This is a genomic window from Streptomyces sp. NPDC048442 (assembly GCF_040651475.1).
Lineage (GTDB): Bacteria > Actinomycetota > Actinomycetes > Streptomycetales > Streptomycetaceae > Streptomyces.
Genome location: NZ_JBEZKB010000008.1, coordinates 42456 through 67382 on the forward strand (window position 1 = coordinate 42456; position 24927 = coordinate 67382).

At 69.3% G+C, this 24927-nt stretch carries 26 protein-coding genes; 18 read left to right on the forward strand and 8 right to left on the reverse strand.

Translation table 11 applies throughout. The features are described from left to right. Window positions 1-229: 229 nt before the first annotated feature. The gene (locus tag AB0D18_RS14435) at window positions 230-952 is read right to left on the reverse strand and encodes a Mut7-C RNAse domain-containing protein (RefSeq protein WP_362416846.1); all 723 of its coding nucleotides are present in this window, start codon (window positions 950-952) and stop codon (window positions 230-232) included. A 147-nt stretch (window positions 953-1099) separates the two neighbouring features. On the opposite strand from AB0D18_RS14435, the gene AB0D18_RS14440 reads away from it, so the two are divergent. Next, window positions 1100-1465: a VOC family protein gene (locus tag AB0D18_RS14440; RefSeq protein ID WP_362416849.1), complete on the forward strand. Its 366-nt coding sequence runs from the start codon at window positions 1100-1102 to the stop codon at window positions 1463-1465. A 62-nt stretch (window positions 1466-1527) separates the two neighbouring features. Here AB0D18_RS14440 and AB0D18_RS14445 read toward each other — a convergent pair whose 3' ends face one another. From AB0D18_RS14445 to AB0D18_RS14460, 4 genes are all read right to left on the reverse strand, one after another. Beyond that, on the reverse strand, window positions 1528-4131 hold the full coding sequence (locus AB0D18_RS14445; protein ID WP_362416852.1) for a PEP/pyruvate-binding domain-containing protein: 2604 nt from the start codon (window positions 4129-4131) through the stop codon (window positions 1528-1530). 84 nt (window positions 4132-4215) lie between these two features. Beyond that, a complete protein-coding gene (locus AB0D18_RS14450; protein ID WP_362417546.1) occupies window positions 4216-5313 on the reverse strand; it encodes a magnesium and cobalt transport protein CorA in 1098 nt (365 codons plus the stop codon). Window positions 5314-5400: 87 nt separating this feature from the next. After that, window positions 5401-5589, reverse strand: a complete 189-nt coding sequence (locus tag AB0D18_RS14455) for a hypothetical protein (protein ID WP_362416855.1) — start codon at window positions 5587-5589, stop codon at window positions 5401-5403. Between the two features lie 107 nt (window positions 5590-5696). After that, the gene (locus AB0D18_RS14460) at window positions 5697-6305 is read right to left on the reverse strand and encodes a hypothetical protein (protein ID WP_362416858.1); all 609 of its coding nucleotides are present in this window, start codon (window positions 6303-6305) and stop codon (window positions 5697-5699) included. 124 nt (window positions 6306-6429) lie between these two features. Between AB0D18_RS14460 and hemL the strand changes: the two genes are divergently transcribed. The 8 genes from hemL (at window position 6430) to AB0D18_RS14500 (ending at window position 14843) form a co-directional block, all read left to right on the forward strand. Further along, window positions 6430-7737: a glutamate-1-semialdehyde 2,1-aminomutase gene (gene hemL / locus AB0D18_RS14465; protein WP_362416861.1), complete on the forward strand. Its 1308-nt coding sequence runs from the start codon at window positions 6430-6432 to the stop codon at window positions 7735-7737. Continuing rightward, the gene (locus AB0D18_RS14470; protein ID WP_362416863.1) at window positions 7734-8432 is read left to right on the forward strand and encodes a histidine phosphatase family protein; all 699 of its coding nucleotides are present in this window, start codon (window positions 7734-7736) and stop codon (window positions 8430-8432) included. The genes hemL and AB0D18_RS14470 overlap by 4 nt, the downstream gene beginning before the upstream one ends. Window positions 8433-8603: 171 nt before the next feature. After that, window positions 8604-9869, forward strand: a complete 1266-nt coding sequence (locus AB0D18_RS14475) for a hypothetical protein (RefSeq protein ID WP_362416866.1) — start codon at window positions 8604-8606, stop codon at window positions 9867-9869. Window positions 9870-9987: 118 nt separating this feature from the next. Continuing rightward, window positions 9988-10605, forward strand: coding sequence for a TlpA disulfide reductase family protein (locus AB0D18_RS14480; RefSeq protein WP_362416869.1), 618 nt, complete (start codon window positions 9988-9990; stop codon window positions 10603-10605). Window positions 10606-10666: 61 nt separating this feature from the next. Further along, a complete protein-coding gene (locus AB0D18_RS14485; protein WP_362417549.1) occupies window positions 10667-11374 on the forward strand; it encodes a cytochrome c biogenesis protein CcdA in 708 nt (235 codons plus the stop codon). 4 nt (window positions 11375-11378) lie between these two features. After that, window positions 11379-13100, forward strand: a complete 1722-nt coding sequence (locus tag AB0D18_RS14490; protein ID WP_362416872.1) for a cytochrome c biogenesis protein ResB — start codon at window positions 11379-11381, stop codon at window positions 13098-13100. Next, a complete protein-coding gene (ccsB, locus tag AB0D18_RS14495) occupies window positions 13097-14260 on the forward strand; it encodes a c-type cytochrome biogenesis protein CcsB (RefSeq protein ID WP_362416874.1) in 1164 nt (387 codons plus the stop codon). Before AB0D18_RS14490 ends, ccsB begins: the two co-directional genes overlap by 4 nt. Before the next feature lie 67 nt (window positions 14261-14327). Next, entirely contained in the window at window positions 14328-14843 is a 516-nt protein-coding gene (locus tag AB0D18_RS14500) for an SRPBCC domain-containing protein (RefSeq protein ID WP_362416877.1), read from the forward strand. 4 nt (window positions 14844-14847) lie between these two features. Here the strand turns inward: AB0D18_RS14500 and AB0D18_RS14505 are convergent, their stop codons facing one another. Further along, a complete protein-coding gene (locus AB0D18_RS14505; RefSeq protein WP_362416880.1) occupies window positions 14848-15450 on the reverse strand; it encodes a DUF4291 domain-containing protein in 603 nt (200 codons plus the stop codon). A gap of 92 nt (window positions 15451-15542) precedes the next feature. Continuing rightward, window positions 15543-15899 (reverse strand): PLDc N-terminal domain-containing protein, encoded by a 357-nt coding sequence (locus AB0D18_RS14510; protein ID WP_362416883.1) that lies wholly within the window; start codon window positions 15897-15899, stop codon window positions 15543-15545. A gap of 97 nt (window positions 15900-15996) precedes the next feature. Between AB0D18_RS14510 and AB0D18_RS14515 the strand changes: the two genes are divergently transcribed. From AB0D18_RS14515 to AB0D18_RS14525, 3 genes are all read left to right on the forward strand, one after another. Continuing rightward, entirely contained in the window at window positions 15997-17448 is a 1452-nt protein-coding gene (locus tag AB0D18_RS14515) for a menaquinone biosynthesis decarboxylase (RefSeq protein ID WP_362416886.1), read from the forward strand. Further along, entirely contained in the window at window positions 17445-18353 is a 909-nt protein-coding gene (gene mqnP, locus AB0D18_RS14520) for a menaquinone biosynthesis prenyltransferase MqnP (protein ID WP_362416889.1), read from the forward strand. The genes AB0D18_RS14515 and mqnP overlap by 4 nt, the downstream gene beginning before the upstream one ends. An 80-nt stretch (window positions 18354-18433) precedes the next feature. Beyond that, complete coding sequence (locus AB0D18_RS14525; protein WP_362416892.1) at window positions 18434-19129, forward strand: UbiX family flavin prenyltransferase; 696 nt, start codon at window positions 18434-18436, stop codon at window positions 19127-19129. Window positions 19130-19146: 17 nt separating this feature from the next. Here the strand turns inward: AB0D18_RS14525 and AB0D18_RS14530 are convergent, their stop codons facing one another. Next, entirely contained in the window at window positions 19147-19287 is a 141-nt protein-coding gene (locus tag AB0D18_RS14530) for a hypothetical protein (protein WP_362417600.1), read from the reverse strand. A 179-nt stretch (window positions 19288-19466) separates the two neighbouring features. On the opposite strand from AB0D18_RS14530, the gene AB0D18_RS14535 reads away from it, so the two are divergent. The 6 genes from AB0D18_RS14535 to AB0D18_RS14560 all read left to right on the forward strand — a co-directional run bounded on the left by AB0D18_RS14535 (window position 19467) and on the right by AB0D18_RS14560 (window position 24824). Beyond that, window positions 19467-19922, forward strand: coding sequence for an Lrp/AsnC family transcriptional regulator (locus AB0D18_RS14535; protein WP_362416895.1), 456 nt, complete (start codon window positions 19467-19469; stop codon window positions 19920-19922). 58 nt (window positions 19923-19980) lie between these two features. Then, window positions 19981-21144, forward strand: coding sequence for an aminofutalosine synthase MqnE (gene mqnE, locus AB0D18_RS14540; protein WP_362416898.1), 1164 nt, complete (start codon window positions 19981-19983; stop codon window positions 21142-21144). Between the two features lie 76 nt (window positions 21145-21220). Further along, window positions 21221-21778: a GNAT family N-acetyltransferase gene (locus AB0D18_RS14545; protein WP_362416900.1), complete on the forward strand. Its 558-nt coding sequence runs from the start codon at window positions 21221-21223 to the stop codon at window positions 21776-21778. Between the two features lie 102 nt (window positions 21779-21880). After that, window positions 21881-22183 (forward strand): DUF4229 domain-containing protein, encoded by a 303-nt coding sequence (locus AB0D18_RS14550; protein WP_362416902.1) that lies wholly within the window; start codon window positions 21881-21883, stop codon window positions 22181-22183. 383 nt (window positions 22184-22566) lie between these two features. Then, window positions 22567-23976, forward strand: coding sequence for a dicarboxylate/amino acid:cation symporter (locus AB0D18_RS14555; RefSeq protein ID WP_362416904.1), 1410 nt, complete (start codon window positions 22567-22569; stop codon window positions 23974-23976). A 233-nt stretch (window positions 23977-24209) separates the two neighbouring features. Then, the gene (locus AB0D18_RS14560; RefSeq protein ID WP_362417552.1) at window positions 24210-24824 is read left to right on the forward strand and encodes a TetR/AcrR family transcriptional regulator; all 615 of its coding nucleotides are present in this window, start codon (window positions 24210-24212) and stop codon (window positions 24822-24824) included. Window positions 24825-24927 lie beyond the last annotated feature (103 nt).

Sequence of the window (24927 nt, forward strand, 5' to 3'; positions counted from 1 at the left end):
CGCACCCCCGCGAGAGCCCAGCGGGAGCCCCCGCGAGGCTTGCGCACCCCCGCGAGAGCCCACGGAGAGCCCCCGCGAGGCCCGCACCCCCGCGAGGCCCGCGCACCCCCGCGACGAGGCCCGCGCACCCCCGCGAGAGCCCAGCGGGAGCCCCCGCGAGAGCCCAGCGCGCACCTCCGCGAGGGCCCAGCGCGCACCCCCGCGAGAGCCCAGCGCGCACCCCCGCGGCCTAGCCGAATTCGGTCATTGCCGTTTCCACGACTTCCGCCAGCCGCGCGTGATGCGCTCCGCGCCAGTACGGGCGGTCGCAGGCCGTGCACTGGGCGAAGACGTCGTAGGAGCGTTCCGTGCCGCCGTACAGGAGGCCGGCGACCGATTCCTTGGTGGCTTCCTTCAGTTCGCCGTTGCAGGCCGTGCAGCGGGTCCACGGGGTGAGGATGGGGGTGAAGCGGCCGAGTACGTCGCGGAGTTGCTCGTCGGGCTGGTCGCTGTAGATGTACGCGCCCGCCCACAGTTCGCGGCGGCGCAGCAGGCCCCGGTCCCGGGACAGCAGGACGCGCTGCTCGCGGGCGGAGTACGTGGCGAGCGCCGGGTCGCCGATGTCCTCGCTGAAGTACGCGGCGTCGACGCCGAGCAGCCGCAGCCGGCGGGCGAGCGTGCCCAGGTGGACGTCGAGGAGGAAGCGGAGCGGGGCGCCGGGGACGGGCTGGGGGCGGGGGAAGGGCCGTACCTCGATGTGCTCTCCCTCGGCGGGGATGTGCGCGGCGGTGACCACCCGCCCGTCCACGTACAGTTCGCCCGCCTCGGTCAGTGGCACGCCGAGCGATTCGACGACGTGGCCGAGCGTGGAGGCGCCGTCGGTGACGGCGTCCGTGCGGCCCGTGCGGCGGTCGGGGGCGACGAAGAGGTGGAGTTCGGGCGCGAAGGTTATGTGGATCTGTGGTCCGTTCACGCCGTCAGGATGCCATCGGGGGCCTGTCGGAGCACGGAGGTTTCGCCGCCTTGCGGGCTCTCCCGTGTGGCGCGGGCGGAGAGCGGGAACCCGTGGTCGTACGAAGGATCACGATCCTCGCGATCTGCCAGGAGAGGAAGCGTTTCCATGCCCATCGCCAAGTACTCCCTCGTCGCGCTCGACTGTCAGGACCCGCCCGCGCTCGCCGCGTTCTACGCCGACGTCCTCGGCGGCGAGTTCAAGCAGTACGACGAGAACTGGTGGGACCTGTACGTGCCCGGCGGGCACCGCATCTCCTTCCAGCGCTCTCCCGGCCACCGGCCGCCCGAGTGGCCGAACGCCGCGGGCAACTCCCAGCAGCTGCACCTCGACTTCGACGTGCCGGACCTGGACGTGGCGGAGGAGCAGGTCCTCGCGCTCGGGGCGAAGCCGCTCGACACGAGCGACCGGCAGCGCAGTTTCCGGGTGTACGCGGACCCGGCAGGGCATCCGTTCTGCCTCTGCCGGGAGTGAGCGCGAAGCGGGTGAGTGCGCAGCGGGTGAGCGCGTAATCGTTGTTACCGTTGTTACCGTTGTTACCGCTGGACGATCTCTACCGTGCCCCGCCCGCCGTCCACCCGGATGCGGTCGCCGGTGTGCAGCCTGGTGGTCGCGTTGCCGCAGCCGACGACCGCCGGGATGCCCAGTTCGCGGGCGACGATCGAGGCGTGCGAGAGGTTGGCGCCGACGTCGGTGACGATGGCTGAGATGCGGGTGAAGAGCGGGGTCCAGCCGATGTTGGTGACCGTGGTGACCAGGATTTCGCCCGGCTGGAGCCGGTCGCCCTCCTCGACGGTGGCGATGACGCGGGCGATGCCTTCGACGACGCCGGCGGAGGCGGGTGAGCCGGTGACGGTCTCGGACGCCGCCGCCGGTGTCGTCGTGTGCGCGTCGTGGAAGTCCGCGCGCCGGTCCGGGTCGGCGGCCCAGCGGGCCGGGTCGAAGTGGCCGCGGATCAGGGTCGGGTACGGGGGCAGGGCCGAGTAGCTCTCGTACGCGGCCCTGCGTGCCGGTACCGGCTCGAGGACGTCCCGCTCGCCGGTGAGCAGGGCGCGGATCTCCTCGGCGTGCAGGAAGAACAACTCCTCTCCGTCGCCGGTCAGTTCACCGGCCCGTACGACGAAGGTGCGCAGCAGCCAGAAGACCCGGGCGATCTCGGTGCGGGCCGCCTCGCGCAGCCGGGCGGACTCCGACCAGGTGCGGACGGCCTCGCGCATCGGGGCGGCCTGTTGGGGGTGGGCGGCCTCGAAGCGGGACCAGGCCGCCTTGCGGGCGCTGTCCTGGCGGCCGAGGCGGAGTTCGGCGTTCTCCTCGACGCGGTCGAGCGCGGCGAGCTGGGTGTCGATCCAGTCCGGGTCCTCGGCGGGGCGCGGCCGTGACACCTCGAACTCGTGCGGGCTGCGGTGTCCGTACGTACGGAGGTAGGTGGCGCGGTCGAGGGTGCCGGCGGCGAGCTGTTCGAGGCCCAACAGGGGGCCCATGCTTGCCAGTTGGCCGCCGTCGGCGGTCAGTCCTGTGGTCATCAGGTCTGCGTCGGCCTCGCCGGCGAGGTCGCGCAGGGAGCCCCGCACCTTGATCAGCATGTCGCCGTCCTGGCGGGTGGCGGCCTGCAGCATGTGGCAGCAGAGGGTGAAGTACGGGTTGACCTCGGCGTCGTACAACTCCCGCAGGGCGGCGGGGGAGTCGGCTGCGGCGGTGCGTTCGCGCAGGTCGGTGCAGCGGGTGGGGGCGGTGGCGAGGAATGCGTCGAGGAGTTTGCCGTTGGCGCGCACCCGCCTGGTGACGCGGAACGCCTCGCTGACGGTGTTGCGGACGATGCGCAGCCGGGACGCGGGGAGGAGGGGGACGGTGACGCCCTCCGGGAGGCGGCCGAAGATCAGCTCGGTGGCCTTGTCGAACTTCTTCGTCTGGCCGAAGGCGGCGGCGAGCGTCGCGGTGACGGAGAGGTTCATGTAGAAGCGGCCGCCGATGTTGCCGTACATCGGGCGGCCGTCGAGGGTCGCGCCGATCATCACCTGGCTCATGAAGGACTGGACGTACGACCAGGTGGCGGGGGTCATCACGTCAGGGACCGCCTCGCCGAGGTTGGCGCTGGTCCACAGCGATTCGGTGCCGAGGCTGTCGTTCCACTCCTCCGGTACCGGGGCGGGGGCGGCGGTGGTCGTGATCGGGCGGGCCTGGAGGAGGTAGAAGGTGCCGTCCCTGCGGGCCCATTCGATGTCGCGGGGGTCGCCGTACAGGTCTTCCGCCTCCCGTCCGTGGCGGGCGAGCCGGGCCGCTTCGGCGGCGGAGAGCACGGCGGTGCGGCGGCGGTCCTCCGGCACCGGGGCCTCGTGCGTCCCACCCTGTCCGGTGCGGACCGTCATCACGGTCTTGTCGGCGATCGTCTCCTCGACGACCGCCCCGCTCTCCCGGTCCACGAGCACGGTGTCCGGTGTGACGAGACCGCTGACGACGGCCTCGCCGAGTCCCCACGCCGCGTTGATGAGGAGGCGGTCGGTGCGGCCGGTCGTCGGGTCGACGGTGAAGAGCACGCCCGCCGCGTCCGCGTCCACCAACTCCTGTACGACGACCGCGAGTTGGACGTCCGTGTGGGAGATGTGGTTGCGGGCGCGGTAGTGGATCGCGCGGCCGGTCCACAGCGAGGCCCAGCAGTTCCTGACCGCCTCCAGCACGGCCTGCGTCCCCCGGATGTTGAGGTACGTGTCCTGCTGGCCGGCGAAGGAGAGGCCGGGCAGGTCCTCGGCGGTGGCGGAGGACCGTACGGCCATGGCTGCCGTGCCGTCGCCCACCGCTTCGTACGCCGAACCCACCGCCTTCGCGAGGGACTCGGGTATGTCCGCGTCCCGGAAGCAGCCCCGGATCTGTGCGCCCGCCGCCTCCGCGAGGTCCGCGTCGTCGCCGTCCAGGCCTGCCAGTACGGCCTCGATCCGCTCGTCGGTCCCCGTCGCCGCCACGAACTCCCGGTAGGCGTCCGTCGTCACGTGGAACCCGCCCGGCACCGGCAGTCCGCCCCGCGCCAGCTCCGCGAGCGCGGAGCCCTTGCCGCCGACCGCGTCGAGCGTGGCGGCCGGGTCGTCGAGCGGCATGACGAACGGCCGGATGGATGACGTGGATCGGAGCGTGTCGTCGGCAGCCATGATGGTGTTCTCCCACGAGGCGAAGACTTCGGGACTTCCATACTTTCAGAAGTTTGTGAAATGAATGTAGACCCGAAAGCTCGCTCAGAGCCAGCCGTTGCGCCGGAAACTTCGGTGCACCAGGAAGCAGGCCGTGGCCATCACCCCCACGATCAGCGGATATCCGTACGTCCACCGCAACTCGGGCATGTGCTCAAAGTTCATCCCGTACACCCCGCACACCATCGTCGGCACCGCGACGATCGCCGCCCAGGCGGTGATTTTCCGCATGTCCTCGTTCTGAGCGACCGTCACCTGCGCGAGGTGCGCCTGCAGTATCGAGTCGAGGAGGTTGTCGAAGGCGGTGATCTGCTCGACGGTGCGGGCGAGGTGGTCGGCGACGTCCCGGAAGTACGGGTGGAGGCCCGGGGTGACGGGCGGCAGCGGCCGCAGCGGGTCGGCGAGGGTCTGGAGCGGGCGGGTGAGCGGGGTCACCGCGCGCCGCAGCTCCAGGAGTTCACGCTTGAGCTGGTAGATCCGGCCGGGGTCGACGCGCCCGGAGTCCGCGCTGAAGACCACCGTCTCGACCGCGTCGAGGTCGTCCTGGACGGACTCCACCACGGCTTCGTACTCGTCTACGACGTGGTCGGCGATCGCGTGCAGCACGGCGGCGGGGCCCAGCGCCAGCTGTTCCGGTACGTCCTCCAGGGCCTCCCGGATCGGGCCGAGCGAGCCCGAACCGCCGTGCCGGGCGGTGACCACGAAGTCGGGTCCTGCGAAGACCGTCAGCTCGCCGGTGTCGACGATCTCACTGGTTGCGGTCAGCTCCTCGTGCTCGACGTAGCGGACGGTCTTGAACACGGCGAGGAGAGTGTCGTCGTACCGCACCAGCTTGGGGCGCTGATGCCCCCGGGCGGCGTCCTGCACGGCGAGAGGATGCAGCCCGAACAGTGCGCCGAGCTCGTCCAGTTCGGCCTGGCCCGGCTCGTGCAGCCCGATCCAGACGAACGCCGCACCGTCCCCCTTGCGCACCCGCTCCAGGGCCTCCGCGGCCGAGCAGTCACGGGGCCGGCGCACGCCTTCCTCGAAGATCACGCAGTTCTCGACGGCGCTGCCCAGCGGCGAGCGGGCGGGATGGCTGAGATCCACCGTGCGGCGGGCGAAGTCGAGCCGCCGGCGGGCGGCCGTGCGCAGCCGGCGCATGCCGCGCTGCAGAGGGAGATGCTGAGGCAGGTGCTTGAGAGGCATGCCGGGGAGTCTGCCCGGCTTCAGCAGGTCGTGCCCACCGGCTTACGCAGCTTTGACCAGCCCGGCCCGGACCGCCTCGGCCCACTCCACCAGCAGCTCTTGGTACCGCGCCTCGTCCGCGGCCGACAGTGCGCCGTCCGCACGCGACCAGAGCGCGCGGATCTCGGCGTTGACGACAGCTGCGGACCGCACGGCGCCAGGCGCACGGGGGGTAGGAGAAGTGAAGGACATGCGTACAAGCGTAGGTGGTGCCACTGACAATCGTCGTTCCGGGCACCTGAGAATGGCCTGAAAACCGCATGAACGGAAGGAAGAAACAAGAGGGCCGCAGGCGGTCCTCAGGGCCAGACCAGGCAGTACGCCTGATGTCCCGCCTCGTGCAGCCGGTGGCTGAAGTCCTGCCATTCGTGCAGCAGTTGGTAGACGTTGAACGCGTCGCTCGGGCCGCCCCGGTCCGGGACCGTCGACCAGATGAACGCGGCCGCCCCCACCGCTTCCTCGCCGACGCCGCGCAGCGGGTCGACGACCGTCATGGGGAGCTTCACCACGGCGTAGTCGGGGTGCAGGACGACCAGTTCCAGCGGAGGGACCTTGTGCAGGGGTATGCCTTGGATGCCGGTGAGGACCATCGCGGCCATCGTCTCCGGCTTGATCTTGGTGAACATGCCGCCCATGCCGAGCTCGTCGCCGCCCAGCTCCTCCGGGCGCATCGAAATGGGCACGCGGGCAGCCGTCGCGCCGTTCGGGGCACCGAAGTACTTGTAGGTCACCCCCACCCGGCCAACCCTGCTCTCCCTGCCCGCTTCCCGCTCGACTTCTGCAACCGCGTCCGACAGGTCCGAGGCGTCCGCGTGCACCGCACGCTCCCGCCGCCGGTGCCGCCCGCGCCTGGCCCGCTCGGGACCGAGATCGTCGGTCCCCTCACCCAGTCCGCCACCGCGATGCATATCTCCACCCGACCACTCGCGACCCGGGCCGCGCAACCCGATCATCGTCCCAGTGACCTCCCCAGCCCCCATGCGGTGAAACACCTGTCCGCAAGACCGGGCGGGCCTCTGACACCATTGCTGTGTGAGCCTCCCCTATGACGCCCCAGTTTCGCAGACGCTTTTCGACCGCGCGTCCCTCGTGACGCCCGGCGGCGTGAACTCCCCGGTCCGGGCCTTCAAGGCCGTGGGCGGTACGCCCCGGTTCATGGTGTCCGGTACCGGTCCGTACCTCACCGATGCCGACGGCCGCGAGTACGTCGACCTCGTGTGCTCGTGGGGGCCGATGATTCTCGGTCACGCGCACCCCGAGGTCGTCGCCGCCGTCCAGGAAGCCGTGGCACGCGGTACGTCCTTCGGTACGCCCGGTGAGGGCGAGGTCGCGCTCGCCGAGGAGATCGTCGCCCGGATCGACCCCGTTGAGCAGGTACGACTGGTGTCCAGCGGCACCGAAGCGACGATGTCGGCCATCCGTCTCGCCCGTGGATTCACCGGGCGCGCGAAGGTCATCAAGTTCGCCGGCTGCTACCACGGGCACGTGGACGCGCTGCTCGCCGCCGCCGGTTCGGGCCTGGCGACCTTCGCGCTGCCGGACACTCCCGGCGTGACCGGCGCGCAGGCCGGCGACACCATCGTCCTGCCGTACAACGATCTGGACGCGGTGCACGCCGCCTTCCACGCGCACCCCGGCGAGATCGCCTGTGTGATCACCGAGGCGTCGCCCGGCAACATGGGCGTCGTCCCGCCCGGCGAGGGTTTCAACGCGGGCCTGAAGGCGGCCTGTGCGAAGAACGGCGCGCTGTACATCTCCGACGAGGTGATGACCGGCTTCCGTACGAGCAAGGCCGGCTGGTACGGCATCGACGGGGTGAAGCCGGACCTGATGACCTTCGGCAAGGTCATGGGCGGCGGCTTCCCGGCGGCTGCCTTCGGCGGCCGCAAGGACGTCATGGAGCACCTCGCCCCGGTCGGCCCGGTCTACCAGGCGGGCACGCTCTCCGGTAACCCCGTCGCCACCGCCGCGGGCCTCGCCCAGCTGCGGCTGCTCGACGACGCGGCGTACGAGAAGGTCGACGCGGTGTCGGCCGAGATCCAGGGCCTGATGACCGGCGCGCTGACCAAGGAGGGCGTGGCGCACCGGCTGCAGACGGCGTCCAACATGTTCTCCGTCTTCTTCACGCCGGACGAGGTGCGCAACTACGACGACGCCCGCAAGCAGGAGTCGTTCCGCTTCACCGCGTTCTTCCACTCGATGCTGTCGCAGGGCGTCTACCTGCCGCCGTCCGCCTTCGAGTCGTACTTCGTCTCCACCGCCCACGACGCGCAGGCCGTCGAGCGCATCGCCGCCGCCCTGCCCGCCGCCGCCCGCGCCGCAGCGGAGGCCACCGCATGAGCACCCCGTCAAGAACTCCGGGCAAAGACCTGACCGTCGTCCACCTGATGCGGCACGGCGAGGTGCACAACCCGGACGGCGTTCTCTACGGCCGCCGCTCCGGCTACCACCTCTCCGACCTCGGCCGGAAGATGGCCGACCGGGTCGCCGAGCACCTGGAGGGCCGTGACATCACGCACGTCGTCGCGTCCCCGCTGGAGCGCGCCCAGGAGACCGCCGCACCGATCGCCACGTCGCACGGCCTGGACCTGGCCACCGACCCCTCGCTGATCGAGGCGGCCAACGTCTTCGAGGGCAAGACCTTCGGCGTCGGCGACGGCGCGCTGCGCAAGCCCGCCAACTGGAAGCACCTGACCAACCCGTTCCAGCCGTCCTGGGGCGAGCCGTACATCGATCAGGTCGTACGGATGATGGGCGCGCTCAACGCGGCCCGTGACGCCGCCCGCGGGCACGAGGCGGTCTGCGTCAGCCACCAGCTGCCGATCTGGATCGTGCGGAGCTTCGTGGAGCGGCGGCGGCTGTGGCACGACCCGCGCAAGCGGCAGTGCACGCTGGCCTCGCTGACCACGTTCACGTACGAGGGCGACCGCATCGTCTCCGTCGGTTACACGGAGCCCGCCCGGGACCTCGTACCGGCGCATCTGCTGGCCGGGGCGAAGCCGGTGAAGGGCAAGGCCAAGGCGTTCGGCGCCTGAGCGGTGCCCGTGTCAGCCGGCTGCGCACATGAACTCCGCATGACCGACGCGTGATTTCACGAACACTCAGCGAATTATGTGCAATTTGCCGGAACCCGCGCGTTCGTCGTGCCCTCTAACCTCGTGTCCATCCTGATGGGCCGAAGGCGCGACGAATGCGGATGGGGAGTTATGCGGAACATCAGCCGAAGGGGTCTTCTGGGAGCTGGAGCGGCGGGCGCGGCGGCGCTCGGCCTCGCCGCCTGCAACGGCGGCGGGGGCAAGGATCCCGCTCCGGCCGGCGGCAAGGGGCAGGGCACGAAGCAGCCCGGTACGGACGGCACCCCTTCGCCGACCGAGGACGCCAAGCCGATCGGTGACGGTTCGACCGCCGACACCGGCAAGCAGCCGAACCAGCCGGACAAGCCGGTGCCGCTGCAGCCGGGTGAGACCCCGCCGCAGTTCGTGATCTTCTCGTGGGACGGTGCGGGCGAGGTCGGCAACGGCCTCTTCCCGCGCTTCCTGAAGCTCGCCAAGGAACACGACGCGGCGATGACCTTCTTCCTCTCCGGGCTCTACCTCCTGCCCGAGTCGAAGAAGAACCTCTACAAGCCGCCGAACAACAAGGTCGGCGCCTCCGACATCGGCTACCTCACCGACGACCACATCAAGATGACGCTGAAGTACGTGCGTCAGGCGTGGCTCGAAGGGCACGAGATCGGCACCCACTTCAACGGGCACTTCTGCTCCGGCCACGGCACGGTCGGCAACTGGACGTCCGCCCAGTGGGAGAGCGAGATCGAGCAGGCCATGAAGTTCGTCACCGAGTGGAAGACGATCTCCGGCTGGACCGACCTGGACCCGCTGCCCTTCGACTACAAGAAGGAGCTGGTCGGCGGCCGCACCCCCTGCCTGCTCGGCCAGGACAACCTGCTGCCGATCGCCAAGAAGCTCGGCTGGCGGTACGACGCGAGCTCGCCCGGCGGCCGTCAGATGTGGCCCGTGAAGCGCAAGGGAGTCTGGGACCTGCCCCTCCAGCAGATTCCCTTCCCCGGCCGCGGCTTCGAGGTCCTCTCGATGGACTACAACATGCTCGCCAACCAGTCGAAGAATTCCACCAAGGGAATGACCTCGCGCTATCCCGAATGGAAGAAGCAGGCGACGGGCGCGTACATCAAGGGATTCCAGCGCGCGCACACCACCAACCGCGCCCCCTTCTACGTCGGCAACCACTTCGAGCAGTGGAACGGCGGCATCTACATGGACGCCGTCGAAGAAGCGATCAAGCACATCGCCGGTACGAAGGACACCCGCCTGGTCTCCTTCAAGCAGTACGTCGACTGGCTCGACGTGCAGGACCCCGCGGTCCTCGCGAAGCTGCGCAAGCTGGAGGTCGGGCAGAAGCCGGCGGGCGGCTGGAACGCCTTCCTGAAGCCGGGGAGCAAGACGGCCGGGTAGTACCCGACGAAGACGGCGGGGTAGTCCCCGACGTCCCTTATGGGCCCTTGACAAGGGGCTTTGCGGGCACGTAGGGGGGTGCGGAAGATCGTGGGAACTGCCATGCGAAACTTTTCACATGAGTCCTGCCCGCGCCCCCCGCCGCCGCTCGACCCGCACCTCCCGTACCGCGCTCGCGGTCTGCGGAGTGCTCGTCGGCGCACTCGCCCTGTCGGCCTGCGGAGGCGACAAGCCGTCGAGCGGCGGCGGCACCAATTTCGTCGCTGGCAAGGGCGGTATCGACTCTGTCCCGGTCGCCGACCGCAAGCCCGCCCCCAAGCTCGACGGCAAGACCCTTCAGGACAAGGACTTCGACGTCGCGTCCCTCAAGGGCAAGGTCGTCGTACTGAACATCTGGGGCTCCTGGTGCTCGCCCTGCCGGGCCGAGGCGCCGACCTTCGCGAAGGTGGCCAAAGAGCTCAAGAGCAAGGGCGTCGAGTTCGTCGGCATTGACGCCCGTGACCCGCAGAAGGGTCAGGCCATCGATTTCGAGAAGGACGCGGGCATCGAGTACCCCAGCCTGTACGACCCGGACGGCAAGCTGATGCTGCGCTTCCCGAAGGGCAGCCTGAATCCGCAGGGCATCCCGAACACGATCGTGATCGACAAGGAGGGCCGGGTCGCCGGCCGCTCTCTCGCGGCGCTCAACGAGAAGAAGCTCCGCCAGATGATCGCCCCGCTGATCGCCGAGAAGTGACCACGTGAACGTCGTCTCCCTCGCCGCCGACACCGCCGAGACGGTCGAGTCCGGCACGCTGATGCTGGCGCTGCCGATCGCCCTTCTCGCGGGCCTGGTCTCGTTCTTCTCGCCGTGCGTGCTCCCGCTGGTGCCCGGCTACCTCTCGTACGTCACGGGTACCAGCGGCACCGATCTCGCGGATCAGCGCCGGGGCCGGATGGCCCTGGGCGCGTCGCTCTTCGTGCTCGGCTTCAGCGCGGTGTTCGTCTCGGGCGGCGCGCTCTTCGGCTACATCGGCGGCACCCTTCAGAGCTACAAGGGCACCACGAATATCGTCCTCGGCATCCTCATGGTGTTGATGGGCCTCTTCTTCATGGGCGCCTTCCCCTTCCTGACCCAGCGCGAGTTCCGCTTCCACAAGAAGCCGGTCTCCGGGCTGGCCGGGGCGCCGGTACTCGGCGTGCTCTTCGGCATTGGCTGGACGCCCTGCATGGGCCCGACGCTCGGCGTCATCGGGTCGCTCTCGTTCAATGAGGCGGCCCCGCTGCGCGGCACTGTCCTGATGGTCGTCTTCTGCCTCGGCCTCGGAATCCCCTTCATCCTGGCGGCCGTCGCCTTCCGCAAGGCGCTCGGCGCGTTCGGCTGGGTGAAGAAGCACTATGTCTGGGTCATGCGCATCGGCGGCATCATGATGATCGTGACCGGTCTCCTGCTTCTCACAGGCCTCTGGGATACCGCTCTGGCGAGCATGCGAGGCTGGACCGACAGCTTCCAGGTGGGGATCTAGTTCCATGAGCAAGACCGAAGAACCGGCCGCGGCCACGGACGAGCAGTCGGCTGTCCTGGCGGACGAGCAGACAGCCCGCGACCGGCTGTCGACCGCCCCCAAGGACGACCGGGAGGACACCACCCCCCTCCCGCAGGCCTTCGGAATCGTCGGCTGGACCCGCTGGGTCTGGCGGCAGCTGACCTCGATGCGGGTCGCGCTGATCCTCCTCTTCATGCTGTCGCTGGGCGCGATGCCCGGATCGCTGATCCCGCAGCGCAGCGTCGACGACACGAAGGTCGCCGACTTCTTCAAGGCGCACGAGACGCTCGCGCCGCTCTACGACAAGCTGCAGCTCTTCGACGTCTACAGCTCGGTGTGGTTCTCCGCGATCTACATCCTGCTGTTCACCTCCCTCGTCGGCTGCATCGTGCCCCGCACCTGGCAGTTCGTCGGCCAGCTCCGCGCCCGCCCGCCGGTCGCCCCCGGCCGGCTGACCCGGATGCCCGCGTACACGACCTGGCGCACGGACGCCTCCCCCGAGGAGGTCCGTACCCTCGGCCTCGCCCTGATGAAGAAGCGCCGCTTCCGCGCGCATTCCGAGGGCAACGCGGTCACCGCGGAGAAGGGCTACCTCCGCGAGGCCGGCAACCTGATCTTCCACCTCGCGCTGATCGTGCTCCTGCTGGCCTTCGCGACCGGCCAGCTCTTCAAGTCCGAGGGCGGCAAGCTGATCGTCGAGGGCGGCGGCTTCTCCAACACCCTCACCCAGTACGACGACTTCAAGTCGGGCTCGCTCTTCGACCGGGACCAGGACCTGGAGCCGTTCAGCTTCCACCTGGACAACTTCGTCGGTACGTACGAGCGCACGGGCCCGCAGCGCGGCACCCCCCGCGTCTACGAGTCGCACATCACGTACTCCGAGGGCGCCGACGGCGCGACCAAGAAGGCCGTCATCGAGGTCAACACCCCTCTCACCGTCGGCGGCTCCAAGGTCCACATGATCGGGCACGGCTACGCCCCCGTGATCACCATCCGCGACGGCAGGGGCAAGACCGTCTTCAGCGGTCCGGCCCCGCTCCTGCCCACCGACGCGAACGTCACCTCGACCGGCGCGGTCAAGGTGATGGACGGCTACCGCGACAAGAACGGCAAGAAGACCCAGCTCGGCTTCACCGCCGTCTTCGTCCCGACCTTCGGCGGCGCGGGCCAGGGCAGCATGTTCTCCAAGTACCCCGGCCTGGACTTCCCGGCGCTGGCCCTCACCGGCTACCACGGCAGCCTCGGCGTCGACGCGGGCCTGCCGCAGAGCGTCTACCAGCTCGACACCCGCAAGATGACCCAGTTCAAGAAGCCCGACGGCAGCCCCTTCGCGAAGATGCTCCTCCCCGGCGAGAAGATGGACCTCCCCGACGGGGCCGGTTCCGTCACCTTCGAGAAGGACATCAAGGAGTGGGCGACCTTCCAGGTCTCCCAGCAACCCGGCAACATGTGGGCCCTCGCGGGCGCCGTCGCGGCCATCCTCGGCCTCGCCGCGTCGCTCTTCATCCAGCGGCGCCGGGTCTGGATCCGTGCCGTACGAGGCGCCGACGGCGTCACCGTCGTCGAGATGGCCGGGCTCGGCCGCAGCGAGTCGGGCCGTCTCCCCGAGGAACTGGCCGACCTGGCCGGCTCCCTCCACTCCCAGGCGCCGACATCCGCGACGCCCCTTCCTGCTGAACCCCCTGTCGAAGGAGCGCGCGCGTGATCCTCGCAGCCGCCGCAGTCACCGAAACGAACGAGAACCTCGCGCAGATCAGTAACGTCCTGGTCTACTCCGCGATGGCCGTCTACACCCTGGCGTTCCTCGCGCACATCGCCGAGTGGACCTTCGGCAGCCGCAGCAGGGTCGGCCGCACGGCCGCCGCGCTGACCCGGCCCGCCGCCGCCCCGGCGGTGACGGTACGGGCGAAGGGCTCGACCGCCGTCCTCGACAAGCCGCAGATCGTCACCCGCGCCGCGCCCGGAACCCGTGACGCCGAAGACGGTGCGGGCGCCGCGGGCGGTACGGAGAAGGGCGACCTCTACGGCCGCATCGCCATCTCCCTCACCTTCCTCGGCTTCCTGATCGCCGCGGGCGGTGTCGTCTGCCGGGCGGCCGCCGTGCAGCGCGCCCCCTGGGGCAACATGTACGAGTTCTCCGTCACGTTCTCCACGGTCGCGGTCGGCGCCTACCTCGCCTTCCTGCTCACCAGGATGAACGTCCGCTGGATCGGCCTCCCGCTGGTCACCACGGTCCTCCTCGACCTCGGCATCGCCACCAAGTGGCTCTACACCGACAGCGACCAGCTGGTCCCCGCCCTGGACTCGTACTGGCTGTGGATCCACGTCTCGACGGCGATCTTCTGCGGCGCGGTCTTCTACGTCGGCGCCGTCGGCACCCTCGGCTACCTGCTCCGCGACCGCTACGAGGTCCGCGCCGAGCTCGGCGAGAGCGCCGACGTCTTCAAGGCCCACCTGGCGACGCTGCCCCCCGCGAACGGCTTCGTCATGTTCGTCCGCAAGGTGCGCGTCCCGCTCCGCCGGGTCATGGACAGCGCGGTCTCCCGCCTCCCCTCGGCCGCCACGCTCGACAAGTTCTCGTACCGCATCAACGCCGGCGTCTTCCCGCTGTGGACCTTCACGATCGTCGCGGGCGCCATCTGGGCGGGCGACGCCTGGGGCCGCTTCTGGGGCTGGGACCCCAAGGAGGTCTGGTCCTTCGTCACCTGGGTCGCGTACGCCTGCTACCTGCACGCCCGCGCGACGGCAGGCTGGAAGGGCCGCAAGGCCGCCTACCTGGCCCTCTTCGCCTTCGCGACCTGGCTGTGGAACTACTACGGCGTGAACATCTTCATCACGGGCAAGCACTCGTACGCGGGCGTCTGACGCCCTTCGTCCATCCATCCAGCCTGGCCCGGTCGCGTCCCGCACGCGGCCGGGCCAGGCTGTCCCCATGACCGCTGCCACGCCCGACATCCCGTACGGCAGGGCCGAACCGCGCCCCGGCTCCTGGTTCCTCCGCTACGAGCTGCCGCTCCCGCACCCCCTGGACCACGTCTGGGCGGCGGTCGCGACCCCGGTGGGCCTCGGCCAGTGGCTCGCGGTCCCGGACCCGTGGGAGCCGCACCTCGACTCCCCGACCACCTTCACCTGGCAGTACCCGGGCGTGCCGATCACGGAGCACGGCCGGATCACGGCCTGGGACCCGGGCCGGGTGGCGGAGTACACGATGACCGTCAACGGCCGCGCCCGCTTCCACCTGGAAGCCAACGGCCCCGCCGCCACCGTCCTGCGCTTCACCAACGAGATCCACGGCCTCGACGAAGCCGACCGCAACAGCCGCCTCGCAGGCTGGCACGTCCACTTCGAACTCCTGGTGGCGGCCCTCGCCGGCACCCCGTACGACTGGTCGACCTGGTCCCTGGACCGCTACGAGGCACTCCTGACGGACTACGAAACCCGGGCCTGACCCCCTACGCCCTCAAGTGCCGGAGCCCGCCCTCCGGCACCGGATACGGCGACTCCACCGGCAGCAGCAGCGCCGCACTCTGCGGCCCCTGCTCCCGCGCCACCTCGCTGATGGTCCGCGCCAGCGGAGTCACGTCCCGGATGCCGACGGTCCACTCGTCCGCGTACCGCCGCGAGGCCTCCCCGCTCAGCCCGAGCTGGAGCGACCGGTACGGCAGCGGCTGCAGCCGCACGTCCCGTTCCGGGTCCCACTGGGTCCGCACCGGCGAGGCCTTCAACTGCTGCTTCCAGGCCGCCTGGTCGGGGTGGACATCCCGGTCGTAGTGCGAGAGCACGGCATGGCGCAGTGCCCAGTCGAAGCCCTCACGCCGGATCTCCACGGCCAGGACGACCTCCTGGTCGGGCTTGGCCGCCCAGCCGCAGCGGTACATCATCCACAGGAACGACGGCTTGATCCACGTCATCCGGTCGCGCTTCCACGCGGGCGGAAACTTCCCGTCCCGGGCGGCGGGCAGCCCGATCGAGGCCGGGTACGCCTGGTAGACGGTGAGGGTCTCTGCGCCGTGCAGTGCACGGATCTGCCGCTGCGGTACGTCGTCGTGGGACATGCGGCCCAGGTTGGTGCACCGGGCGGGCACCCGGCCAGCGGTTTTAGCGCGGGCCTCTACCTGGGGGGAGTCCTCCGGTTTAGCGCGGGCCCCTACCTGGGGGAGTCCTCAGGACCGCCCTCGTCCTTCTTGCCCTCGTCCTTCGGCTGCTCGTCCTTCTTGTTCTCGTCCTTGATGGACTTCAGGAACTCGGGGTTGTCGTCGGGGGCGACCCACTGGGCGCGCCGGCCCCGGTACCGGTCCAAGGGGGCGCCGCCGCCCCGGACCGCGTGGCGGTTCTTGCCCGCCACGATCCACACGATCGGGCCAACGATCCAGAACAGCAGAATGATGAAGACCCAGGCGACCTTCGGCAGGTGCTTCACCTCGTCCTCGGGGGTGTTCAGACAGTCGATGAACGCGTAGATCGTCAGCGCCAGCGGCAGGATGAACAGCAGTGCCCTGAGCATGAAGTGGCTTCCCCCTGGGAGCGTAAGAGCGTCAGAGGGGCCGCTCCGGCGGCCCCGGTGAGGGCCCAAGGGTAGTCGGTGTCCGATACTGGACGGCATGGCTTACGACGATCTTCGCTCGTTCCTCCGTGCTCTGGAGCGCGAGGGCGACCTCAAGCGCATCAAGGCGGAAGTCGATCCTTACCTGGAGGTGGGGGAGATCGTCGACCGCGTGAACAAAGCGGGCGGCCCGGCCCTCCTCTTCGAGAAGGTGAAGGGGTCCTCGATGCCCCTGGCGATGAACGTCTTCGGGACGGACCGCCGCCTCCTCAAGGCGCTCGGCCTGAAGTCGTACGACGAGATCAGCGCGCAGATCGGCGGCCTGCTGAAGCCGGAGTTGCCGCAGGGCTTCATGGGCGTACGGGAAGCTTTCGGCAAGCTCAGCTCGGTCGCGCACGTACCGCCCAAGAAGATCAAGGACGCCCCGGTCCAGGAAGTGGTCCTGACCGGCGACGACGTCGACCTCGACAAGCTCCCGGCGCTCTTCACCTGGCCCGAGGACGGCGGCTCCTTCTTCAACCTGGGGCTGACCCACACCAAGGACCCGGAGTCCGGGATCCGCAACCTGGGTCTCTACCGCCTCCAGCGCCACGACAAGCGCACCATCGGCATGCACTGGCAGATCCACAAGGACAGCCGGAACCACTACCAGGTGGCGGCGCGGCGCGGCGAGCGGCTGCCGGTCGCGATCGCCTTCGGCGCCCCGCCGGCCGTGACGTACGCGTCCACCGCCCCGCTCCCCGGCGACATCGACGAGTACCTCTTCGCCGGTTTCCTGCAGGGCAGGCGCGTCGAGATGGTCGACTGCAAAACCGTTCCGCTCCAGGTCCCCGCGCACGCCGAGGTCGTACTGGAAGGCTGGCTCGAGCCGGGGAAGATGCTCCCCGAGGGCCCCTTCGGCGACCACACCGGCTTCTACACGCCGCAGGAGGACTTTCCCGCGCTGACGATCGACACGATCACCATGCGCAAGCGACCCCTGCTCCAGTCGATCGTCGTCGGCCGCCCGCCGACCGAGGACGGTCCGCTGGGACGGGCCACGGAGAGCTTCTTCCTCCCCCTGCTCAAGATCATCGTCCCGGACATCGTGGACTACCACCTCCCCGAGGCGGGCGGCTTCCACAACTGCATCATCGTGTCGATCGACAAGAAGTACCCGAAGCACGCGCAGAAGGTGATGTCGGCGATCTGGGGCGCACACATGCTGTCCCTCGAAAAGCTCATCGTGGTCGTCGACTCGGACTGCGACGTACGGAACTACCACGAGGTCGCCTGGCGGGCCTTCGGGAACGTCGACTACTCCCGCGACCTCACGGTCGTCGAAGGCCCGGTCGACCACCTCGACCACGCCTCGTACCAGCAGTACTGGGGCGGCAAGGCAGGCGTCGACGCCACGAAGAAGCTGCCCGAGGAGGGCTACACCCGGGACGGCGGCTGGCCGAACATGGTCGAGTCGGACCCGGCGACGGCGTCGAAGGTCGACCGCCGCTGGAAGGAATACGGACTGTGACCAGCGCCGCAGCAGCAATCCCCCAGCCGCAGCCCGGCAAGGTCAGGGCGTTCCTCAACCTCGTGCTCATCGAGCACTCCGTCTTCGCGCTGCCCTTCGCGTACATCGCCGCCCTGACGGCCATGTTCCAGCTGGACAAGAACATCCACTGGGGGAAGCTCCTCCTCGTCACCGTCGCGATGGTGGGCTTGCGCACCTTCGCGATGGCGGCGAACCGGATCATCGACCGCGAGATCGACGCCCGCAACCCGCGCACCGCGAACCGCGAGATCGTCACGGGTGCGGTCAGTGTGAAGTCGGCGTGGACGGGGGCCGGTATCGCCCTGGTCTTCTTCCTCGGCGCGGCAGCGCTCCTGAACCCCCTGTGCCTGGCGCTCGCCCCGGTGGCCGTGATCCCGATGGTCGTCTACCCGTACGGCAAGCGGTTCACGAACTTCCCGCACGCGATCCTCGGCCTGGCCCAGGCGATGGGCCCGGTCGGCGCGTGGATCGCGATCACGGGGGAGTGGTCGGGTGACGCGGTCGTCCTCGGCCTCGCGGTCGGCGTCTGGATCGGCGGCTTCGACCTGATCTTCGGCACGCAGGACGTCCAGGCGGACCGCGCGCACGGCGTGAAGTCGGTCCCGGCCCGCTTCGGTATCCCGGCCGCCCTGCACGGTGCCCGCGCCTGTCACGTGATCACCACCGCGCTGCTGGTCTGGTACGGGATGCGCACCGACGCCGGGATCTTCTTCTGGATCGGCATGGTGATCGTGGTCGCCGCCTTCGGCTACGAGCACACGATCGTCCGCCCCCACGACCTCTCCCGCCTCAACCGGGCGTTTTTCCAGGTCAACGGGTTCATCGGGATTGCCCTGTTCGTGTGCGCCCTGCTGGATCTCCTGGTTCGTGGCCTGACCGTGTAGGTACATGCTCTGGAACCCCGACGCAACCGCCCCGGTCGCCCCCCGGTCGCCCCCCGGTCGCCCCCCGATAGGCTCCGACCATGACTGAGCCCGTCGTCGACCAGCACCAGCAGCGTGAGCGCACCCCCTGGGTAGTAGGGGTGTCGGGTGCCTCAGGAACCCCGTACGCCGCCGCCGTGCTGCGTGGTCTGCTCGCCGCGGGGGAGTCCGTCGACCTCGTCGTCAGCCGGGCGTCACGGCTGACGATCCTCGACGAGACGGGCATCTCGTTCCGCGACAGCCACTGGCGCGAGGACCTCGCGGCCTGGCTGGGCAGGGGTGCGGACGGCAAGCCGGACACCTTCCAGGACCTGGACCTGTCCGGCGTACGGCACTGGAGCGCGGGCGATCTCGCCGCCGGTCCCTCGTCGGGTTCGTACGCCGTCAAGGGCATGCTCATCGTCCCGGCCTCGACGGCGAGCGTCGCCGGAGTCGCACTGGGACTGTCGAAGGACCTGCTGCAGCGGGCCGCGAGCGTGACGCTCAAGGAGCGGCGGAAGCTGGTGGTGGCGGTGCGCGAGACACCGCTCAACGGGCAGACGCTGAAGCATCTGGTGACGCTGGACGAGGCGGGCGCCGTGGTGCTGCCCGCCTCCCCTGCGTTCTATGCGGGTGCGACGCACATCCAGGATCTGGTGGACTTCGTCGCGGGGCGAGTGCTCGACGCGGCAGGAGTGCCGCACGGCCTGTACCGCCGGTGGGAGGGAGAGCTCGGGGGAGGCTCCCGCACCAGGTAGAGGGGAAAAGAGGCTGGTCAGCCCTGCTTGGAGCGCTTCAGGCGGGCCTTGAGGCCGCGCATCGCGGCGGCGGAGGCGGAGGGCTTGTGAGCACGCGAGCTGTCGGCCAGTTCCTGAAGCTCGCGCATACGGACGTAGGCCATCTCGGACGTGTACACGGTGGGTCACTCTCCTGGGAGCTATGGGGTTCAACGCTTCGGGGTGCAACGCTTCAGAACCGGATGTTCTGAAAGTTTTTCTTGGATCTGATGAAAGATCTACAGGGGATTCGGCCCCTGTGCCTTAGATTCTATACGTAAACTCGCGGTATCGCTGAACAATGGAAGGCTTCAGGCATATGGACGCCGTGGACAGGCAGCTCATCCAGGCACTTCGGGAGAACGGCAGGGCCTCGTACGCCGAGCTGGGACGCCTCGTCGGCCTCTCAGGACCGAGCGTCACCGACCGCATCAACCGCCTCGAATCCGCGGGTGTCATCACCGGCTACCGCGCCACCGTCGACGCCAAGTCGCTCGGCCTCGGTGTCACCGCCCTGATCGGCATCTCGCTCTCCGACGCCGCCGACCACGAGGACGTGGCGCGCCGGCTGAAGGACCTGGAGGAGATCGAGGACTGCTGGTTCATCGCGGGCGACGACTCGTACATGCTCAAGATCCGCGTCGGGGACGTGGACGGCCTGGAGCGCACGATCCGCCGCCTCAGCGGTACGAGGGGCGTGTCCCGCACCCGTACCACGGTCGTGCTCTCCACCAAGTGGGAGAACCGGGTCGGGGGACTTCCCGAGGAGGCCTAGGCGTACCGTGGTCCGAAGCTTGATTTAGTACGTACGAAGACATGGGAGGCGGCCGGGTATGGACGCGGGACTCAAGCGCGAGCTGGAGCAGAAGGTCCGGGCCGGGGAGCGGCTGAGCCGCGAGGACGGCATCGCGCTCTACGAGTCGGACGACCTGGCCTGGCTGGGCGGTCTCGCCCACGAGGTGCGCATGAAGAAGAACGGCGACGTCGTTCACTTCAACGTCAACCGTCACCTCAACATGACGAACGTGTGCACCGCGTCCTGCGCCTACTGCTCGTTCCAGCGCAAGCCGGGCGAGAAGGACGCGTACACGATGCGCATCGAGGAGGCCGTCCGCCTCGCCAAGGCGATGGAGAACGAGAACCTCACCGAGCTCCACATCGTCAACGGCCTGCACCCGACCCTCCCGTGGCGCTACTACCCGCGCTCCCTCTCCGCCCTCAAGGAAGCCCTCCCGCAGGTCTCCCTCAAGGCGTTCACGGCCACCGAGATCCACCACTTCGAGACCATCTCCGGGCTCTCCGCCTCCGAGATCCTCGACGAGCTGATCGAGGCCGGCCTGGAGTCCCTCACCGGCGGTGGCGCCGAGATCTTCGACTGGGAGGTGAGGCAGCACATCGTCGACCACAACACCCACTGGGAGGACTGGTCGCGGATCCACCGCCTCGCCCACGAGAAGGGCCTCAAGACTCCGGCCACGATGCTGTACGGCCACATCGAGGAGCCCCGCCACCGCGTCGACCACGTGCTGCGGCTGCGTGAGATGCAGGACGAGACCGGCGGCTTCCAGGTCTTCATCCCGCTGCGCTACCAGCACGACTTCGTGGACATGAAGGACGGCAAGGTCCGCAACAAGCTCCAGGCGCGCACCACGATGGCGACCGGCGCCGAGGCGCTCAAGACCTTCGCGGTCTCCCGCCTGCTCTTCGACAACGTCCCGCACGTCAAGGTCTTCTGGGTGATGCACGGCGTGCAGACCGCCCAGCTCGCCCTCCAGCACGGCGCGGACGACATGGACGGCTCGGTCGTCGAGTACAAGATCACGCACGACGCGGACGACTACGGCACCCCGAACAAGCTCGGCCGCGAGGACCTCCTGGAGCTCATCCGCGACGCCGGCTTCCGCCCGGTCGAGCGGAACACGCGCTACGAGATCATCAAGGAGTACGAGGGCCCGGACGCGGCCCGCCGCGAGAGCCCGCAGGCGATGCGCCTCTGATCGGCGTCTGCGTACGTACGAGAGCCCCGGCCACCCACCTGGCCGGGGCTCTCGGCGTCTCGGCTACCGTGCCGCCATGTCCAGTGCTGCCGTTGCTTCCACACCCCACGCACCTCTTACCTTCGTCTTCGACCCGCCCGTGGACGCCGCACTCCGCGACGGTCTGATCGCCCTGTGGGCGGACGTCACCGACGCGGGCGGCGCCGTCGGCTTCGTACCCCCGGCGGATCCCGAGAAGATACGGCCGGACCTCGTGCAGCACTTCGTCGCGATGGCGGAGGGCCGCACCCGCCTCCTCGTCGGATACGACGCCGAGGGCACGGTCGCCGCGACCGCGTACCTCACCCGCAACACCCACCGCCTGATGACCCACTGGATCTGGCTCTACACGGTGATGGTCCACCCGAAGCACCAGGGCAAGGGGTACGGCCGCGACCTGATGGCCGCGGCGGCCGACGCGGCCCGCACGATGCCCGGGGTCGAGGCGATCCGGCTGACCTGCCGGGGCGGCACCGGCGCGGACGTGTTCTACGCGGCGTGCGGCTATCGGGAGGTGGGCCGGGTACCGGGCGCGATCCGTGTCGCACCGGGCGACGACCGGGACGACGTCATCATGCTGCTGCCGCTGACCTGATCTTCGGGGGCCTGTGCTTGACTGGACGGTGTCCTGTAGAGGTCGCCGCTGAGTCGCCGCCCAGTCGCCGCCCCAGTCGCCGCTGAGAAGAAGGTCCTGCCCGTGAGCACCAAGGCCGTGAGCACCAAAAACGCCACGATCCGCTACTCCGCCATGCGCCTGGGCGTTTTCGCCGCCTGCTTCGCGGTGATCTGGGGCCTGGTCAGTCTGCGCGTGCTGCCTTCCGGCCTCGGCGGTGTCTCGAACGTGATGTGGGTGCTGCTGCTCGCCATCGTCGTCTCGGCGCCCCTCAGCTTCGTACTGCTCCGCAAGCAGCGGGACGCGATGTCCGAGCGCATCGTGGCGAAGGTCGACGAGACGAAGGCCCGCCTGGAGTCCAACCGCAAGCAGGAAGACCTCGCGTAGGACCTCGCGCAAGGCCCTCTTGGGGGTCCGGTAAGCGGTCCTGTAAGTCGCATCACACTCGACGGCGCCCCGGTAGTTGAGCCACTGGCTCAACTACCGGGGCGCTGCCCGTTTTTCACCGTGCCTGCCCAGCACGTGCTCTGTACCCGCCCCACTCTTCCTCAAAGAAGACCTTTGATGTTCTCAAAGTACAAGTGTTAACGTGTTCGACATGATGACATCCGCCGCGCCCCGCAACCCCATGAGCGTTCCGCTCGTGGCGCGCCTCGATGTCGATCTCTGCCGCCGTGTCTCGGCCGCGTGTCGCCGCTCCGTCTGAAGTTCTGAGCGACCTTCTCTCCACCTCTCCTGCCTTCCGCAGCTTCCTTCACCGGAGTGTGTCCGTGTCCGCGTCCCCCGCGCAGAAGGCCGAGCAGACTGATCAGCAGTCTGTGAAGCCCAAGAACAAGAACAAGTCGAAGAACCCGATATCCAGGATCCCGTTCTGGGCACAGATCCTCGGCGGTCTGGTCCTGGGTGCCCTCCTCGGCTGGCTGGCCAAGAGCCAGGACGTCAGCTGGCTGGGCACCACCCTGGAAACCGTCGGTGACCTCTTCGTCCAGCTCCTGAAGCTGGCCGTCGCCCCGCTGGTCTTCTTCGCGATCCTCGTCTCGATCACCAACCTGCGGCAGGTGCAGAACGCCGCGCGGCTGGCCACCCGTACGCTCCTCTGGTTCATGATCACCTCGCTGATCGCGGTCGCGATCGGCCTGGTCATCGGCCTGGTCACCAACCCGGGCGCGGGTACGGGACTCACCGCGGCCGACGGCGCGAAGCCCAAGAAGGCCGGCTCCTGGATCGACTTCCTCACCGGGATCATCCCGAAGGACATCATCACGCCGTTCCAGGAACTGGAAGTCCTCCAGATCGTCTTCCTGGCGGTCGTCGCAGGCATCGCGGCCCTCGCCCTCGGCGAAAAGGCCAAGCCGATCCTGACCCTCTCCAGCTCGGTCCTGGAGCTGCTCCAGAAGGCCCTGTGGTGGGTCATCCGCCTCGCCCCGATCGGTACTGTCGGCCTCATCGGCCACGCCATCGCGGAGTACGGCTGGGACCTGATCGGCAAGTACGCGACGTTCACGGCGGACGTCTACATCGGTTGCGCCCTGGTCCTCTTCGGCGTCTACCCGCTGCTCCTGGCCACGGTCGCCAAGGTCAGCCCGGTCCAGTTCTTCAAGGGCGCCTGGCCGGCCATCCAGCTGGCCTTCGTCTCCCGCTCCTCGGTCGGCACGATGCCGGTCACCCAGCGGGTCACCGAGCGCCTGGGCGTCCCGAAGGCGTACGCGTCCTTCGCGGTCCCCTTCGGCTCCACCACGAAGATGGACGGGTGCGCCGCGATCTACCCGGCGCTCGCCGCGATCTTCATCGCGCAGATCTTCGACGTGCAGCTGGGCATCAAGGAGTACATCCTGATCGCCTTCGTCTCGGTGATCGGCTCGGCCGCCACGGCAGGCCTCACCGGCGCGACGGTCATGCTGACCCTGACCCTCTCCACCCTGGGCCTGCCCCTGGAGGGCGTCGGCCTGCTGATGGCCATCGACCCGATCCTGGACATGATGCGCACCGCGACGAACGTCGCGGGGCAGGTTGTCGTCCCGGTGATCGTCTCGGCCCGCGAGAAGATCCTCGACCACGACGCGTACAACTCGGCGTCGTCGTCCCCGCTCGACGACTACGTGTCGGAGCCGGCCGCGGACGTCGACTCGGACGTGGATGCGGACGTCGACTCCAAGGAGCGCGTGCCGGTTCCCGCGTAGCCGCCCAAGTACGCGAGCACGCACGGAGGAAGCCCCCCACCAGCGCTGGTGGGGGGCTTCCTCCGTGCCCGTACTTCATCTGTTCGAACTCGCCGACCGGCGCCGTAGGGTTACCAGGGACCAAGAGGGCAGTTGCGGTGGGGCGAAGAGGGGACAGGGGTATGGAGGCGGACCGGGGGGACCGGGAAGTGGGAGTGGCGCAGGCGGACCGGGTGCCGGTGAGGGGGAAGCGGATGCCGCGTGCCGTGCGGGAGCGGCAGATGGTGGACGCTGCCGTTCAGAGCTTCGCCCGGCTCGGGTACCGGGCCGCTTCGATGGACCAGATCGCGGAGTTGGCGGGGGTGTCGAAGCCGCTCGTCTACCTCTATCTCAATTCCAAGGACGAGCTCTTCACCGCCTGTATCCGGCGTGAGGCCAAGGCGCTCGTCGCGGCCGTACGGGCCGGGGTGGCGACCGACGCTCCGGCGGACCGTCAGCTCTGGGGCGGGCTCACCGCGTTCTTCACGTACACCGCCGAGAATCCCGACGGCTGGTCGGTTCTGCACAATCAGGCCCGTACGCACGGCGAGCCGTTCGCGGCCGAGGTGGCCGCGATGCGGGAGGAGATCGCGGCCTTCGTGACGCACCTGATCGGTGAGGTCGCCCGCGAGGCCCGCAGCAACCCGCACCTCCCGGACCGCGAGGTCGCCGGCCTCGCTCAGGCCCTGGTCGGCGCCGCCGAGTCCCTCGCGGACTGGGCGAACGCCACCCCCGGCGTCTCGGCGAAGGAAGCCGCCTCCACCCTGATGAACTTCGCCTGGTCGGGCCTGGAAAACCTCATGCAGGGCACCCGCTGGTCGCTCCGCTGAGGACGGCGCGGGGGCGGGAGCGGTCGGCAGGAGGGCGTGCCGCAGTTGGGGGCCGCCCCCTTGCCCACCCGTCCCGCCCCCGGGGGGCGGCCCCGCTGCCCAA